General features: G+C 60.8%; 9 protein-coding genes, 1 tRNA gene and 2 pseudogenes. 10 read left to right on the top strand and 2 right to left on the bottom strand.

What is annotated here, in order from left to right; translation table 11 throughout:
- Positions 1-219: 219 nt before the first annotated feature.
- Positions 220-1728 (bottom strand): YdgA family protein, encoded by a 1509-nt coding sequence (locus ACIPZH_RS19785; RefSeq protein WP_400637481.1) that lies wholly within the window; start codon positions 1726-1728, stop codon positions 220-222.
- Positions 1729-2275: 547 nt separating this feature from the next.
- Between ACIPZH_RS19785 and ACIPZH_RS19790 the strand changes: the two genes are divergently transcribed.
- The 10 genes and pseudogenes from ACIPZH_RS19790 to ACIPZH_RS19835 all read left to right on the top strand — a co-directional run bounded on the left by ACIPZH_RS19790 (position 2276) and on the right by ACIPZH_RS19835 (position 13268).
- Positions 2276-3628, top strand: a complete 1353-nt coding sequence (locus ACIPZH_RS19790) for an APC family permease (protein ID WP_400637483.1) — start codon at positions 2276-2278, stop codon at positions 3626-3628.
- 285 nt (positions 3629-3913) lie between these two features.
- A pseudogene (locus tag ACIPZH_RS19795) lies at positions 3914-4903 on the top strand (HAMP domain-containing protein); the annotation flags it as partial.
- Between the two features lie 102 nt (positions 4904-5005).
- Complete coding sequence (locus ACIPZH_RS19800; RefSeq protein WP_400637634.1) at positions 5006-5761, top strand: methyl-accepting chemotaxis protein; 756 nt, start codon at positions 5006-5008, stop codon at positions 5759-5761.
- A gap of 76 nt (positions 5762-5837) precedes the next feature.
- Entirely contained in the window at positions 5838-6797 is a 960-nt protein-coding gene (locus ACIPZH_RS19805) for a cation transporter (RefSeq protein ID WP_349974709.1), read from the top strand.
- Positions 6798-7045: 248 nt separating this feature from the next.
- Positions 7046-8386 (top strand): cytochrome C, encoded by a 1341-nt coding sequence (locus ACIPZH_RS19810; protein WP_400637485.1) that lies wholly within the window; start codon positions 7046-7048, stop codon positions 8384-8386.
- 4 nt (positions 8387-8390) lie between these two features.
- Positions 8391-8882, top strand: coding sequence for a sorbitol dehydrogenase (locus tag ACIPZH_RS19815; protein WP_241805979.1), 492 nt, complete (start codon positions 8391-8393; stop codon positions 8880-8882).
- The gene (locus tag ACIPZH_RS19820; RefSeq protein ID WP_400637487.1) at positions 8879-11137 is read left to right on the top strand and encodes a GMC oxidoreductase; all 2259 of its coding nucleotides are present in this window, start codon (positions 8879-8881) and stop codon (positions 11135-11137) included. Before ACIPZH_RS19815 ends, ACIPZH_RS19820 begins: the two co-directional genes overlap by 4 nt.
- 416 nt (positions 11138-11553) lie before the next feature.
- A complete protein-coding gene (locus ACIPZH_RS19825; RefSeq protein WP_400637488.1) occupies positions 11554-11988 on the top strand; it encodes a GNAT family N-acetyltransferase in 435 nt (144 codons plus the stop codon).
- Positions 11989-12125: 137 nt separating this feature from the next.
- Positions 12126-12906: pseudogene (locus tag ACIPZH_RS19830) on the top strand (hypothetical protein); the annotation flags it as partial.
- Positions 12903-13268: a hypothetical protein gene (locus tag ACIPZH_RS19835; RefSeq protein ID WP_400637490.1), complete on the top strand. Its 366-nt coding sequence runs from the start codon at positions 12903-12905 to the stop codon at positions 13266-13268. The pseudogene ACIPZH_RS19830 and the gene ACIPZH_RS19835, both read left to right, overlap by 4 nt.
- Before the next feature lie 897 nt (positions 13269-14165).
- Here ACIPZH_RS19835 and ACIPZH_RS19840 read toward each other — a convergent pair.
- Positions 14166-14241, bottom strand: a tRNA-Lys gene (locus tag ACIPZH_RS19840).

Below are 14241 nucleotides of genomic sequence, written 5' to 3' on the forward strand. Positions count from 1 at the left end.
GCTCGCACGAGTGGCATTCGCCCTGATGAGAAATCAGGACGAATACGTTACCAAAGGCGGGAAAATGGCTTGCTGATAACCATAGAATCTCCCACCGGCTAGTGCACGCCCCGGGCATGCGCACACCAGTGGGGCCCGCTGAGCGACTACAGGCTCAAGGCCCGTGCGCACCAGTACAAGCCGGCTTGCCGGCGATGAGGCCGGTACAGGCTCAATCGATCAGCCCTGCGGCTGCATCGCCGCAAAGTGCGCCGCGAGGATCATGGCGAATTCTTCAACGGTCATCTTCTTGCCATTGAAGTCGACCATGCCATCGACGTAATGCAGGCTAGCCACCACGTCATTGCCCTGCACGGTGGCCATGCCGCTCTGCAGCGCCATCAGGCCGACCATCTCACCCGCCTGGCTGGATTGCATGGCAATCGCCTGGGCATCGGTCTGCCCTTGCAGCAACGCCTGCAAGGTCGCCAGGTCACCGATCATCGGTTTGGACAGCGACAGCTTGCTCTTCACCTGAGTGATCAACTGCTTGCTCAACTGGTCAGGCGGCAGGTCGAAAGAGGTGGGGCTGGCGAAGTCCATCGCCAGGTTGAACCGGCTCTCACCGTTGGCCGTCTTGAACGAAAGGTTCTCCACCGCCACCTGCGGCTTGGATGCCAACAGCTGCTTCAAGTCGCCCTGAAAAGCCGCCTTCTCCTGTTCACCCATCTGGATCTGCGGGATAGGCTGGCCTGCAGCGGCAGCCTGCTCGAACTCCGGCAGATGGGCCTGATACCACTGCGACAGCGACTGGAAGGCCGGAGCGTTGAGCGACTTGATGCTGACCGCCATCTGCCCGCTGCCAACTGCGCGGCCATCCCAATTGATGTCCGCGACCTTGTAATCCACACGACCACCGACGGTGTCGGGGCCATCGAGGTTCTGCACGGCGTGCTGCTCCAGGCCTTTGAGCAGCAGGACCTGCTGCTTGGGCCCCAGCGTCACCTTGGCTTCGGCCAGCAACACATCGACGTTACCGACATAGATCGCATCATGCTGGGTGGCGGCCAGTTCACCGCCGATTTTCAGCCCCTTGAGCTCGAACGTGGCCGGTGGGTGATCCACCCCAACCATCTTCATTTCGAAACGATCGGCAGCGCCATGGAATTTCGACACTTTACCTTCACTGTCGCCACTGACCTGCAACTGCATGCCTGAAAAATCGAGGCTAGTGCCGTTGTCTTCGGCCAGCTTGACCGGCGCCAGGAGGATGCTGCCATCGACACTGCCGTCAAAGCCCAGGCTGGTTCGCGAGCTGACCGGGGCCTTGTCGCCGGCGGCGGCGAACCAAGGCGCGGTGAAGTCGTCTTTGTCCAGCGAACTGTTGCTGGCTGCCAGCACTGGTATCAGTTTGAAGGCCTTGACCCGCGACCAAGGGAAAGGGCCGTGCTCGATATGGTCGGTGACACCCACCTCGAAACTGACCGGTTCACCGTCAGACAGGCGAATGTCGCGGACCTTGAGGCGGTAGTGCGCGGTACTGGTGAAAAGGTGCTGCTCAAGCGAGGCCACTTCGATGGTCATGCTGCCGCCAACCCCGACAAGGGCCTTCTTCAACTGAGCATTACTCTGGTTGACGGTGCGCTCCAGCTGCGCAGGCAGCTGCTTGCCGGTGTACCAGGCGCCGGCGGTGGTTACGACGGCAATGGCGATGGCCAGGCCGGAAAGGACGCCTACTGATTTCTTCATGAATAGAACCGATTGATGTCCATATGGGCGTGTTCACAGCCAGGAGCTGCGCGGGAGCAGAATAGTATCACTCCTACTCCTGGCCCGAGGGTCCCACGCGGACGCAATGGGCAATCGCGACCTGCCTGACGCACGCTTGGGAATCTTCCTATTCGTTAAATTTTACGAACATCTGCATCGATCATAACCGCAAAAAAGCGCGCAAAAACCGAACATTTAGGCCAATAAATCGATAATTATTTCAATATAGCAACATCTTGTCATGTTTAACTTGACACCAACCTACCCATCGTTTTTTATTTTCACCACCTTGCCCAGCGCCACTCCACGAAGAAGAACAGACGCGCCGTCATGATGCCTCACCGCCCCTGCCCGCACGCTCCACCTTCCTAGACCAGGCACTGCCAGCTCGACCCCGGCGCATCGCCTGCGTCTACCTCTGCTCCAACAATAAAGGTGAACAACATGGAGCCCACCCGCTCGCCATTGCCGCATGCGCACTACAACTCGCCCGCCGTTCACGCCCAGCCGAAGGAGCCATGCCAGTATGCAGCCTGACCACAGCGCCAACGGCAACGGCCAACTGCGTAAAACCTTGCGCCTCTGGCACGTGATCATCATCGGCCTGGCTTACCTGACACCGATGACCGTGTTCGACACTTTCGGCATCGTCTCAGGGATTACCGCAGGGCATGTGCCCAGTGCCTACATCCTGGCGCTGGCCGGCATTCTGTTCACCGCCGTGAGCTATGGCACCCTGGTGCGCCGCTTCCCGCAATCGGGGTCGGCCTACACCTACACACAGCGCGCCATCAACCCTCATGTGGGCTTTCTGGTCGGCTGGTCGTCGCTGCTCGACTACCTGCTGCTGCCGATGGTCAATGCCTTGTTGGCCAAGCTCTACCTGTCGGCCATGTTCCCCGAAGTGCCGGAGTGGATCTGGGTAGCGGGCTTCGTCACCCTGATCAGCTTGATCAACATGCGCAGCGTCAACCTGGTGGCACACTTCAACCTGCTGTTCGTGGCCGTGCAAGTCGCGATCATCGCCGTATTCATCTACCTGTGCGTGCGTGGCCTGGACCAGGGTGAAGGCCTGGGGACCGCGTGGAGCCTGCTGCCGTTCGCCGACAGCCAGACCCAGTTCAGCGCCCTGGCGGCCGGTGCGACCATCCTGTGCTTCTCGTTCCTGGGCTTCGACGCCGTGACATGCCTGTCCGAGGAAACCCGCGACCCGGCCAAGACCATCCCACGGGCAATCTTCCTGACTGCACTGATCGGCGGCCTGGTGTTCATCACCGTGTCGTACTTCATCCAGGCCTACTTCCCGACCATGGCACGCTTCCATGACCAGGAAGCGGCGCTGCCAGAAATCGCCCTCTACGTGGGTGGCAAGCTGTTCCAGTCGATCTTCATCGCCTGCACGGTGATCAACACCATCGCCTCGGGCCTGGCTTCGCAGACCAGCGTCTCACGCCTGTTGTACGTGATGGGGCGTGACAAGGTGATCCCGGCCGGCATCTTCGCTCGCCTGCACCCGCGCTACAAAACACCGGTGCTGAACATAGCCGTGGTCGGCCTGATATCGCTGTCGGCGATCTTCTTCGACCTGGTTACCGCCACCTCGATCATCAACTTCGGGGCGCTGGTGGCGTTCAGCTTCGTCAACCTATCGGTGATCAACCACTGCTATCTGCGTGAAGGCAATCGCCGGGGGCTGGCGAACAAGCTCAGGTACCTGGTACTGCCGACCATTGGTTTCTGCATCATCGTGTCGCTGTGGCTGGACCTCAACGAACACTCGCTGATGTTCGGCGGGGTATGGGCGCTTCTTGGCCTGGTGTATCTGGCCTGGCTGACCAAGGCCTTCACTGCCGCACCCCCGAACTACGTTGCCGAATGACACTTGCCATCTCCACCGCCCGCGCCTGAACGCGGGCGTTGTCCTTGCTCGAAAAGGAACGTTCTCATGCCGCTGCGTCGCCTTTCCATCCAGTGGAAGATCACCTTGCTTGCCGGCCTGTGCCTGCTGGCCATCGTCGCACTGCTGGTGGCCACCTCGCTGACCCAGGCGCAGCGCAGTGCAGCCCTGGTCAGCCAAGCCAACAGTGAAATGCTCGACCACAGCGCACGCCTGCGCCTGCAGGCCCAAGGCGAGACCCAGACCCTGCGCATTCAGCGCTTTTTCATGGACGCCTACCAGTACGCCAACGGCTTTGCCCGCCTGGTGCAGGTGCTCAAAGCCCACGGCGCTAGCGACCTGCGCGCCGAATTGACCCGCCAGGCGCGCACCGCGCTGGCTGGCAACCCGGACGTGATCGGGCTTTATGTGGTGTTCCAGCCCAACGGGCTGGACCACCAGGACAGCCAGTTCGTCGCCCAAGACGCGGTGGGCAGCAACGACAGCGGGCGATTTTCGCTGTACTGGTCGCAACCGAGCCCCGGCACCCTTGAGCAGGAGGCGATGCCTGAAGCGATGCTGGCCGACAGCACGATCGGCGCCAACGGCGTAGCACAGAACCGCTGGCTGACCTGCCCGCAGGATACGGCCAAAGCCTGTGTCGTCGAGCCCTACCTCGATGAGGTCAATGGCCGCCAGGTATTGATGACGAGTATCGCCCTCCCCCTGCTGGAAGGCGGCAAGGTAGTGGGCGTGGTGGGCCTGGACATCGGCCTGGACAACCTGCAGCAGCTGAGCCTGGCGGGCCGCCAAGAGTTGTTCGATGGCCAGGGCCAGGTGAGCATCGTCAGCGATACCGGCTTGCTGGCTGGCCACAGCCGCGACGCCGGCAAGCTGGGCAAACCGCTGGACAACGACGTGGCGCAGGGAGTACTTCGCGTCGGTCGCCCGTTCGCGCCAATCCCAGGCGCTGCCCCCTGGCAGGTGCTGCTGGAACTGCCCGAAGCCGTGTTGCAAGCCCCCGCCGTCGCTCTCAACCACAGGCTGAGCGAACACAACCAAAGCGCCAATCTGACCAGCCTGTTGATCGGCCTGGGCGCCGCGATCGTCGGCTTGCTGCTGGTCTGGCTGACCGCACGCGGTGTGACCCGGCCGATCCTGGCCGTAGCGGCACGCCTGGAGGATATCGCCAGCGGTGAGGGCGACCTGACTCGGCGCCTGGACTATGCGCGCCAGGACGAACTGGGCCTGTTGAGCGGCTGGTTCAACCGTTTCCTCGACAAACTGCAACCTGTGATTGCCCAAGTCAAAGGCTCGCTGCTCGAAGCCCGCGGCACCGCCGACCAGTCTGCTGCCATCGCCAGCCAGACCAGCAGTGGCATGCAGCAGCAGCAACGCGAGATCGAGCAAGTGGCAACCGCCGCCAACGAGATGAGCGCAACGGCCCAGGATGTCGCCCACAATGCAGCGCAAGCAGCCCAGGCTGCACGTGGCGCCGACCAGGCGAGCCGCGAAGGCTTGGAACTGATCGCCAGCACCCGCCAGACGATTGACAACCTGGCATGCAGGATGGATGCCGCCATGGGCGAGGCACGCGCACTGGAGCAGCGCAGCGAGCAGATCGGTTCGGTACTGGAGGTGATCCGCGCCATTGCCGAGCAGACCAACCTATTGGCCCTCAACGCCGCCATCGAAGCGGCCCGCGCTGGCGAGGCCGGGCGGGGTTTTGCCGTGGTGGCCGACGAGGTGCGTAGCCTGGCGCAGCGCACCCAGGTGTCGGTGGAAGAAATCCGCCAGGTCATCGAGGGCCTGCAGCAAGGCACTCAGGATGTGGTCGGCGCCATGCACGATGGCCAGAAACAGGCGCAGGCCAGCGCCTTGCAAATGGAACAGGCACTGCCGACGCTGCAGCGCATAGGTGAAGCCGTGGCGGTGATCAGCGACATGAACCTGCAGATCGCTTCAGCCGCCGAAGAACAAAGCGCGGTGGCCGAGGAAGTGAACCGTAACGTGGCCGGCATCCGCGACGTGACTGACTCGCTCTCGGGCCAGGCGGACGAATCGGCGCGCATCAGCCAAGCGCTGAACCGCCTGGCCAATCAGCAGCAGGCGTTGATGGAGCAGTTTCGCGTCTAGTCTGTACGGGCTCCATCACCGGCTCGCCGGCAATGGGGCCCGCCCAGGCAACCCACCTTTTGAATGAGTTTCACCCATGGAAACACCCAACAGATCCGCCTTCTTCGACATCACCAGCGAACAGGGCCTGCTACGCACCTCGATCGCCGTCACCCTGTTCATCGCCACTATCGGCATCGCTTTCGGCCTGGCTTCCGGCTCGTTCTCGATCATTTTCGACGGTGTCTATTCGCTGGCCGACGCCGGCATGAGTGGCCTGTCGCTGGTGGTGGTGAAGCTGATCACTTCCCATGCCACCAGCCGGCACGTGTCACGCAAGCTGCGCGAACGCTTCACCATGGGTTTCTGGCACCTGGAGCCGATGGTGCTGGCGCTCAATGGCGTCCTGCTCAGCGGAGTGGCGCTGTACGCCCTGATCAATGCCGTCAGCAGCCTGCTCGAAGGCGGCCGCCATCTGGAGTTCGGCATCGCCATGGTTTATGCGGCGCTGACCGTGATCGCCTGCGCGACCATCGCTGCGGTCGAAGCCCGGGCCAACCGCCAGTTGAACTCGGATTTCGTGCGTATGGACGTCAAGGGTTGGGTAATGTCGGCCAGCATCACCGCAGCGTTGCTCGTCGCCTTCTGCTTTGGCTTTGCCGTGCAGGGCACGCAGTGGGCGTGGGTATCGCCGTACATCGACCCGGCGGTGCTCGCGCTGGTGTGCCTGGTCATCATTCCCTTGCCGTTGTCGGTGGTGCGCCAGGCCATGGCGGACATCTTCCTGGTCACGCCTGGCGACCTGATGCTGCACGTGGATGAGGTGGCCCGTGCGTTTGTCGCACGCCACGGCCTGGAATCCTATCGGGCGTATGTGGCCAAGGTTGGCCGCTCTCGGGAGATCGAACTGTATTTCATCGTGCCCAAGCACCTTCCAGCCAAAAGCATCGAAGCGTGGGATGCGCTGCGCTGTGAAGTCGGCGATGCGCTGGGTGGTGAGGGACCGGACCGCTGGTTGACGGTCGTGTTTACCGCAGACCCTGAGTGGGCTGAATAAGGCGGGTCAACAGCACGGGGCGCCTCTGCGGGATCCGGCCGCAGTCGCAGAAGCACCGCTTGGCGCTGATCTGCAGGCGCTGGGTGGTGCCCTGCTCGGTGATACCCCTACCGCTAGTCGGATATTTCTGAGCGTTCTGAAGCAACGGCTAGCCTCCAGCCTAGCGTCAGGGATAACGCTGAACATTCGGTCCATGAAGGGCCAGTACGCCTCGTCGTCCCGACGCTTTATCTGCTGAGGAGACGATAATGAAAATAACCCTGAAACGGTTGGCGTGCCTGGGAGCGAGCTTCACCAGTGCGCTGGCCATGGCCGATGCGGCCAGCCCGCCGGTGCTTTCACCTGCAATTCCCTTCGACGTCCACGCTACATCCCCCTTCACCCTGGACAACCTGCAACACGCTTTCGACGTGCTGTCGTGGCAGACATTCGTTGCCCTGAACTGGCCCGCCGGCGCCGACGGCAGCGCCAACACCTCGGCAAAGATCGGCGCGCCGGGGCAAACGGTGTGGGAGTCGTGGAAGGAGAGCTACGAGATTTTCCTGCCCCAAGGCCAGAAGCCGGTCGCCTGGAACCAGAAGGCGCCACTGCCCGCCGCCTGCCAAGGCAAGGGTGACCTGCCCGTGCTGCAACAGATGGGAAAGGTCGCCGGTGTGCTCGACGAATTCATCCAGCCATTCAAGACCGGCCCACTGGTGGACCAGAACGGCACCTACACGCGTAACGCGATCATGGTCAACCAGCCGATGTTCGACGACATCGTCAACAATGGCCTGTACAGCAAGGAGGGCCAGCAAGCGTTCCTGAGCAAGGCCGATAACCGCATCGCCTTTGCCTGCGGCTCGCAAGAGGCCCAACAGGTCGGCGCGATCATGGTCAAGTCGTCCTGGAAGGTACTCGGCGGCAACGACAACGCCCAGGACTTCCACGCCGTCGACGCCTTGGTCTACACGCCCGGCAACGCCGATCCGAACAAAGGCGCGGTGATACCCGAGTCGTGCAGCGCGCAGAAGGTCGGGCTGGTCGGCCTGCACATCGTGCACAAGACCAAGAGCGCGCCGCAGTGGGTATGGTCGAGCTTCGAACACGTGCGCAACGTGCCGGAAAAGACCACGCCGATGAACGAGCGCAAAGGCCCCTACCTGTTCTACGACGCCCAGGCCAGCGACCGCCCGGTGAACGAGCCGCCAGCGCAGCCGTGGGACCCCTCGAAGAAAGCCACGCCTTCGCAGATTGTGCGCGAGATCCCGCTCACCGCTGCGACCCAGCAGCTCAACGCGCAGTGGCAAGGCGCGCTCAAGGGCACTGTGTGGGCCAACTACCAGTTGATCAGCACCCAGTGGCCGACCGACGCCGCCGAGGACTGCCAAGTACCGTCGCCAACCAATCCGCTGGGCACGCCTGCGCCGAACTTCCTGGCCAACGCCACGCTGGAAACCTACAACCAGGGCACTACGCCGCAAGCTTCATCCAGTTGCATGGAGTGCCACAACAACGCGACCACCCGCGTGACCCAGTCACCGCGCACCAGCTTCGCCGATTTCACCTTCCTGCTTGAACGTGCCCAATCCACTGGCGCCAAGGAGTGATGCCATGAGCGACACTAACCTGCAGAACTTCATCGACCTGTCCGCCATCCTCACCGGCCTGTCAGCAGAGCTGCTGGCGCCTTCGGTGGACCCGATCAACCTGCCGCCGGTGTTCTTCGCCACCGCCCAGCAAGGGATGGGGACCGCAGCGTTCAGCAACCTGCTGGAGCTGTACGTCAGTATCAAGGGCCAAACCCCGGCGCAAATCGCCAGCGCCGTACTCGGCAATGCGGACCCGCAGATCGCCCAAGGCGCCCGTTCGATCATGAAGCTGTGGCTGCTCGGCAGTTGGTACCAGCCATATGACCAAGGCAGCAAGCGCAAGGGTGACACCCGCGTGGTGTCTGACCAAGCCTACAAGCAAAGCTGGGCGTGGAAGATCGCCCAGTCTCACCCCATGGGCTATAGCCAGTACCACTTCGGCTACTGGGCCGAGCAGCCACCGACCCTCAAACAATTCACCGGTGTCGACGCCAAGGAAGGGCAGCAGCCATGAGCAACGTACACACCCAGAATATCGAAACCGCCGATGTGATCGTGGTGGGCGCCGGCATGGCCGGCAGCGTCATGGCCTACCAGTTGGGCCTGGCCGGCTTGAAAGTGCTGGTGCTCGAGTCGGGCCCGGCAATCCCGCCCAACCGCAGCGAGTATCTGGAGCGTTTCTACACTGCCGTGCTCAAGTCGCCGGAGTCGCCCTACCCGCCGGAGCAGACCGAGCAGACCCCGGCCACCCAGTTCGCCCCGCGCGCGACGATCCAGGACTTGATCACCGCCGGCAGCACCGACCCTGACAAGGTGCAGAAAAGCTACCTGGTACAGAAGGGGCCGCAGCTGTTCGCCAGCACCTACGAACGGGTTGGCGGCGGCACCATGTGGCACTGGATGGGCACCGCCCTGCGCCTGTTGCCCAACGACTTTCGCATGCGCACTGCGTACAACGTCGGGGTCGACTGGCCGATCAGCTACGACGACCTGCAGGCCGCCTACTGCCGCGCCGAAGAGGAAATGGGCGTGTCCGCCGATGTCGCCTCGCAGGCCTACCTGGGCGTGACCTTCCCGCAGGGGTATGAATACAGCATGCACGGCATCCCGCCGTCGCTGGTCGACCAGGGCCTGGGCAAGAACGTCACGGGCGCGGTTTACCAGAGCCCGGAGAAAGCACCGGACGGCAAGCCGTACCCCGGTGTCACGCTCAACGTCCGGCAAACCCCGGCCGGGCGCAACTCACAGAGCGACAACGGCCGCCGGGTGTGTGCCGGTAACACCAGCTGCACGCCGATCTGCCCGATCCAGGCCAAGTACGACGCCACCGTGACCATGGCCAAGGCACTGGATACCGGCAACGTGCGCATCCTTTACCAGACCGTGGCGAGCCAGGTGCAGGTCGATGCCAATGGGGTCACGGGGATTGATTTCATCCAGTACCAGAACAATGGCACGCGTCAGAACGGCACGGCCCAGGGCAAACGCTACGTGATCGCCGCCCACGCGATCGAAACGCCGAAGCTGTTACTCAACTCCATCGGCCCCAACAGCCCTAAAGGGGTCGCCAACAGCAGCGGCCAGGTCGGCCAGGCGTTGGCGGACCACCCGGTGTACCTGGCCTGGGGCCTGATGCCCGAAGGCAAGCCGCTGTTCCCGTTCCGCGGGCCGTTGTCCACCTCGGGGATCGAGGATATGCGCGATGGCCCGTTCCGCAGCCAGCGTGCCGCTTGGCGTATCGAGATCGGCAACGAAGGTTGGAACTGGTCGGTGAACGACCCCTACGCCTCGGTCTGCGATTTCATCGACGGCACCAACGACGGCGGCGCTAACCCCAACAACCTGGCGTTGTCTGGCGAGGCGCTGGTGCAGCAGCTCAACAGCGTGCTGACCCGCCAGTTCCGTCTGGGCTTCTTGATCGAGCAGGTGGAGGAAGACCCTGACCATGCGCTGTGCCGGGTGGAGCGCAGCACGGAGTTCACCGACGGCCTGGGCCTGCCCCGCCCGCAGATCACCTACGCGCTGTCCGACTACACCAAGGAGGGCTTCAAGCAAGCGCGCCTGGCCGCCACCCATATCATCACCAAACTGATGGGTGCCACCGAGCTGACCAACCTGAACCCTGAACTCAAGCCCGGTTCGCAAACGGTGTTCAACTACGACGGCCAGAACTACGCGTTCTTCGGCGCTGGCCACCTGATGGGCACCTACCGCATGGGCGCGGACCGCACCAAATCGGTGGTGGACAAGGACCAGCGCAGCTGGGACCACCCCAACCTGTTTTTGGTCGGCGACGGCGTATTCCCCACCACCGGCACGGCCAACCCAACCTTGACCATCACCGCACTGACGTTCCAGGCGGCCGACGTGGTGGCCAGCGACCTGCTCAAACGCACGCTGCAGGTGCAGGCCAACCAGGCATGGCAGGCCACGGGCATGCAGGTCAATGGGCAAAGCTGGCAGCTGGCGGTGTGTACGGGCGGGCAGTGGACGGCCAACCCGGCCACCGGCATGGTAGGCGCGAAGGGCAACCCGGCGTTGATCGCCAAGCCGGGCTACACCCTGCCGGGGCAGAACGAAGGGGCATTGATCGGGCGCATCGGCAGCAACGGCGTGCCGTTCCTGGTGGGTGATCAGGTGCAATTGCCGCGCGGCCAGCAGGGTGAATTGCAGCTGTGCATCAACGACGACCTGGCTGGGCGTTATGGAGCTGGCCTGAGCGATAACCTGGGCAGCCTGTCGGTGGAGGTGCGTTTCGGGGCGCTCTAGGCAATGTCGTACCAACCCCACACTGCTCGGGCAATGGCGCAGCAGTGTGGGGTTGGTTTCTCAGCCCAGGTGGGGCCAGCGGTTCGCGGCAACGTGCGCTAACCGGCCGGCCAGCATGCGGCGTCAGGAAGTGGCTTTGAATGTGGGGTTCATGGAGCGGTTACAATGCATTCTCTGCCGCGTATGGCCCCCAAAACGCGACAGCCCCTGAACCATTTGAAGCGGTAAGCGAACTGCGGGGATCTTGAGCCTGATGCAGTAGGCGCGTATGAACGGGCATGATGCTTAGGGGTATCTCAGAGACTTACTACTGCGGCTTGCTACGCAGCAAGCATTTGAAATTTATCCGGTGTTGCCGCATAAATGGCCGCACCTATGTCATTACTCTTGAGAGTCCTTGTTGGACGGTGGCGCGGATGACCTCATATTCATGTTTACTGGAACTGCCGTCAGTGCAGACTTACCAGGCACTACGGACGGGCTCCGGCCTTAGCGGCAAGACGGATGAAGCCTCTGAACGAGGCCTGCCCAATACGCTCTTCGCCGTTCAGATCCTTTATGGGACGCTACCCGTGGGAATGGGGCGCGTAATCGGTGACGGAGGATGCTTCTTCCAAGTTGTGGATATAGCCGTCCTTCCCGCGCATCAAGGCAAAGGTTTAGGAAAACGAATCATGGCTGAAATCATTAAATACATTCAAGCCAACGTCCCTGAAAGTGGGTACGTCAGCCTTATTGCGGATGGCCAAGCACAAGACCTTTACGCACAGTTTGGTTTCATTCACACGGCACCACGTTCTGTTGGTATGGCTTACAGTTTCCCACCTAAGCCTACCGGTCTCACAGCTTGATGCGATGAACACAGGCTGGCGGTGACAAAGCATTGCGCCAGTTACAGGTATTCCTGGACGATACAGGCCCGGAATGCGTTGGTGAAAGGGCTTCCGCGACGTATGAAATGCTGAAGCCAAGAGCAATCCCGTCCGCTCTCATGGCCAAGGCTGCTCAGGTGCACGCTGGCTTGCTTACAAGTGGGGTGGACGCGGATGATTTTTTCCTGGAGCACTTCGACTTGCTGCAAAGCGTTCTTGCCAACGCTTCAATGGGAGTTGGTGCAGTCGGTGACGGCTGGAGCAGGCATCTGCAAAATATCAAGGACACACTTGAGGAGATCGAGAAATTACATCGCGATTACCTCGGCTCTGGCACCTTGAGTGCCCGCGACGCGTTTTATACCAAGCGCACCGCTTTGTTCATGAAGCTCGAAAAGCAGTTGGGAAACTTCGCCGCGTACGGTTCAGGGTTACGTAACCAAGGAAAGGTCAAGCAGGCATTTGGCATCTCGACCCGCAGCTACCTCCATACAGGCGAGATCGCCGGCTATGCCGATAAGGTATCTGGTGTTGCCAAAGCGTCGAATCTGGTCAAGAAAGGCACGTATATCGGTACTGCGCTGGATGTGGCTGCCACAGGCTTGTCGATTCATAAAGCCTGCACAATGGGCCGGGAAGAGCAGTGCCGCCGCGCCAAATATGTTGAAAGCTCGGCGTTGATAGGTGGCCTGGGAGGCGGCAGCCTCGGGGGGGGCTGCGGGAGGTAAGGCAGGGACTGGTGTTTGTGTAGTCGTCCTGGGGATTAGTACAGGCGGCCCAGGAGCGCTGGCTTGTGCTGTAATAGGCGGTGCAGTAGGCGGTAAAATCGCCGGTGACTTCGGGAGCGAGAGAGGCGAAAAGGTGGGTGAATTTTTATATCGTGAGGTATCGGAGTGAGTGGAGTTGACCCTGGATTGATTGCGCTGTTGATCCTTGCGCCCATAATTCTGTTTATGATCGTGCTGTGTTACATCGCACATAAGTACACTGAGTACTTTGAGTCGTTTCTTCCGAACTGTACGTACGTGACCGGCAATAAAAAAATATTCCAGCATGCAGGCTTACTGGGCAAAGTCATGCGCACGGGGTCGATCTCTCTGGTGCTGGCGATACCGACAATCTTTTTGCGCAGAGGCTTAATTGACTTAAATGAAGTCAAACGTTTCCCGCCCAACATGAAACGATTACTGGTAAGCATGTTAGCCATCCAAATCGTACTGCTCATTGCGCTTACCATTTCCCATTATGCAGATCGCTGAAAATAATTGACTGGCATTATCGGGACGATGGCCAGATAGATGGCCTCGTCCCAGCTGGCCAACTCCAATCATTTTAAGTCCTAGTTAGAAGTGTACAAAATTGCTTGTAGATGAGCTGACTATACTTTTAAGGCGTCGTTCGTGATACCTCTGGTGGTAAGGACTGATCTTCGCCCCCATCTCCCCTGCCCCTCCCAGCTGTCTAATGTCCACACAAACAACCAGCAAAAATTGCCGCGCGCTTCGGGGAGCCCCTTGCTCAAGAACGCTGCGTCGAGCAGTAAGGGGCGCTGCAAGCACCGCATGCCCAGATCAAACCTCATAGCGAAAACACTGCATATCCAAATAACTATTTCCTGGCGCGATCTTCGGGCTGCGGTTGCTATCGTTTATTGAAGCGAAGCCACACGGCGAAAAAACGCCTCGACGTGATCTCGCTGAACGCAAGACCATGTGAGTCGTGACATGACTGGTCTCTCCCCTGTGCAAGCTCCCAGAAGATTGTTTCGACCCTACCGCGTTGATGGACATGGTGCCATCTGCCAACGTTGTCTGGTCGCATAGGTGGAGTTGAAACCTCAGCTATAACTGCTGCATTTTTGAATGCATGCCGGAGTCGGTAGAACCGATAGTCGCCGAAAAACGATGACCCGCATCAGCTATGAAGCTGTTTTGCATAGGATAAATGCTTGACCCATGCGGGCAGGCAGGATGTGAGCAAAACAATGTGCCTAGTCAGGCTGGACCAACGAAAAAGCCCGCAAACCAATGAAGGTTGCGGGCTTTATCATATTTACGTCACGGTGAAGCGCGCCTGTTGCTCGCTCCATTCGGTTGAAAGACTAGAAAGCTGGCTGATACAAGCCCCTCTCCAGCACTCACGAACCGCTTTGCATATGGTGGGTCGTGTAGGATTCGAACCTACGACCAATTGGTTAAAAGCCAACTGCTCTACCAACTGAGCTAACGACCC

The organism is Pseudomonas sp. NPDC089758, assembly GCF_044748705.1.
Lineage (GTDB): Bacteria > Pseudomonadota > Gammaproteobacteria > Pseudomonadales > Pseudomonadaceae > Aquipseudomonas > Aquipseudomonas putida_X.

Bases quoted from the DNA above. Each gene is read 5' to 3' on its own strand.
- ACIPZH_RS19820 (WP_400637487.1), top strand. From the start codon at position 8,879: ATGAGCAACGTACACACCCAGAATATCGAAACCGCCGATGTGATCGTG.
- ACIPZH_RS19790 (WP_400637483.1), top strand. From the start codon at position 2,276: ATGCAGCCTGACCACAGCGCCAACGGCAACGGCCAACTGCGTAAAACC.
- ACIPZH_RS19785 (WP_400637481.1), bottom strand. From the start codon at position 1,728: ATGAAGAAATCAGTAGGCGTCCTTTCCGGCCTGGCCATCGCCATTGCC.
- ACIPZH_RS19825 (WP_400637488.1), top strand. From the start codon at position 11,554: ATGACCTCATATTCATGTTTACTGGAACTGCCGTCAGTGCAGACTTAC.
- ACIPZH_RS19800 (WP_400637634.1), top strand. From the start codon at position 5,006: ATGCAGCAGCAGCAACGCGAGATCGAGCAAGTGGCAACCGCCGCCAAC.
- ACIPZH_RS19815 (WP_241805979.1), top strand. From the start codon at position 8,391: ATGAGCGACACTAACCTGCAGAACTTCATCGACCTGTCCGCCATCCTC.
- ACIPZH_RS19805 (WP_349974709.1), top strand. From the start codon at position 5,838: ATGGAAACACCCAACAGATCCGCCTTCTTCGACATCACCAGCGAACAG.
- ACIPZH_RS19810 (WP_400637485.1), top strand. From the start codon at position 7,046: ATGAAAATAACCCTGAAACGGTTGGCGTGCCTGGGAGCGAGCTTCACC.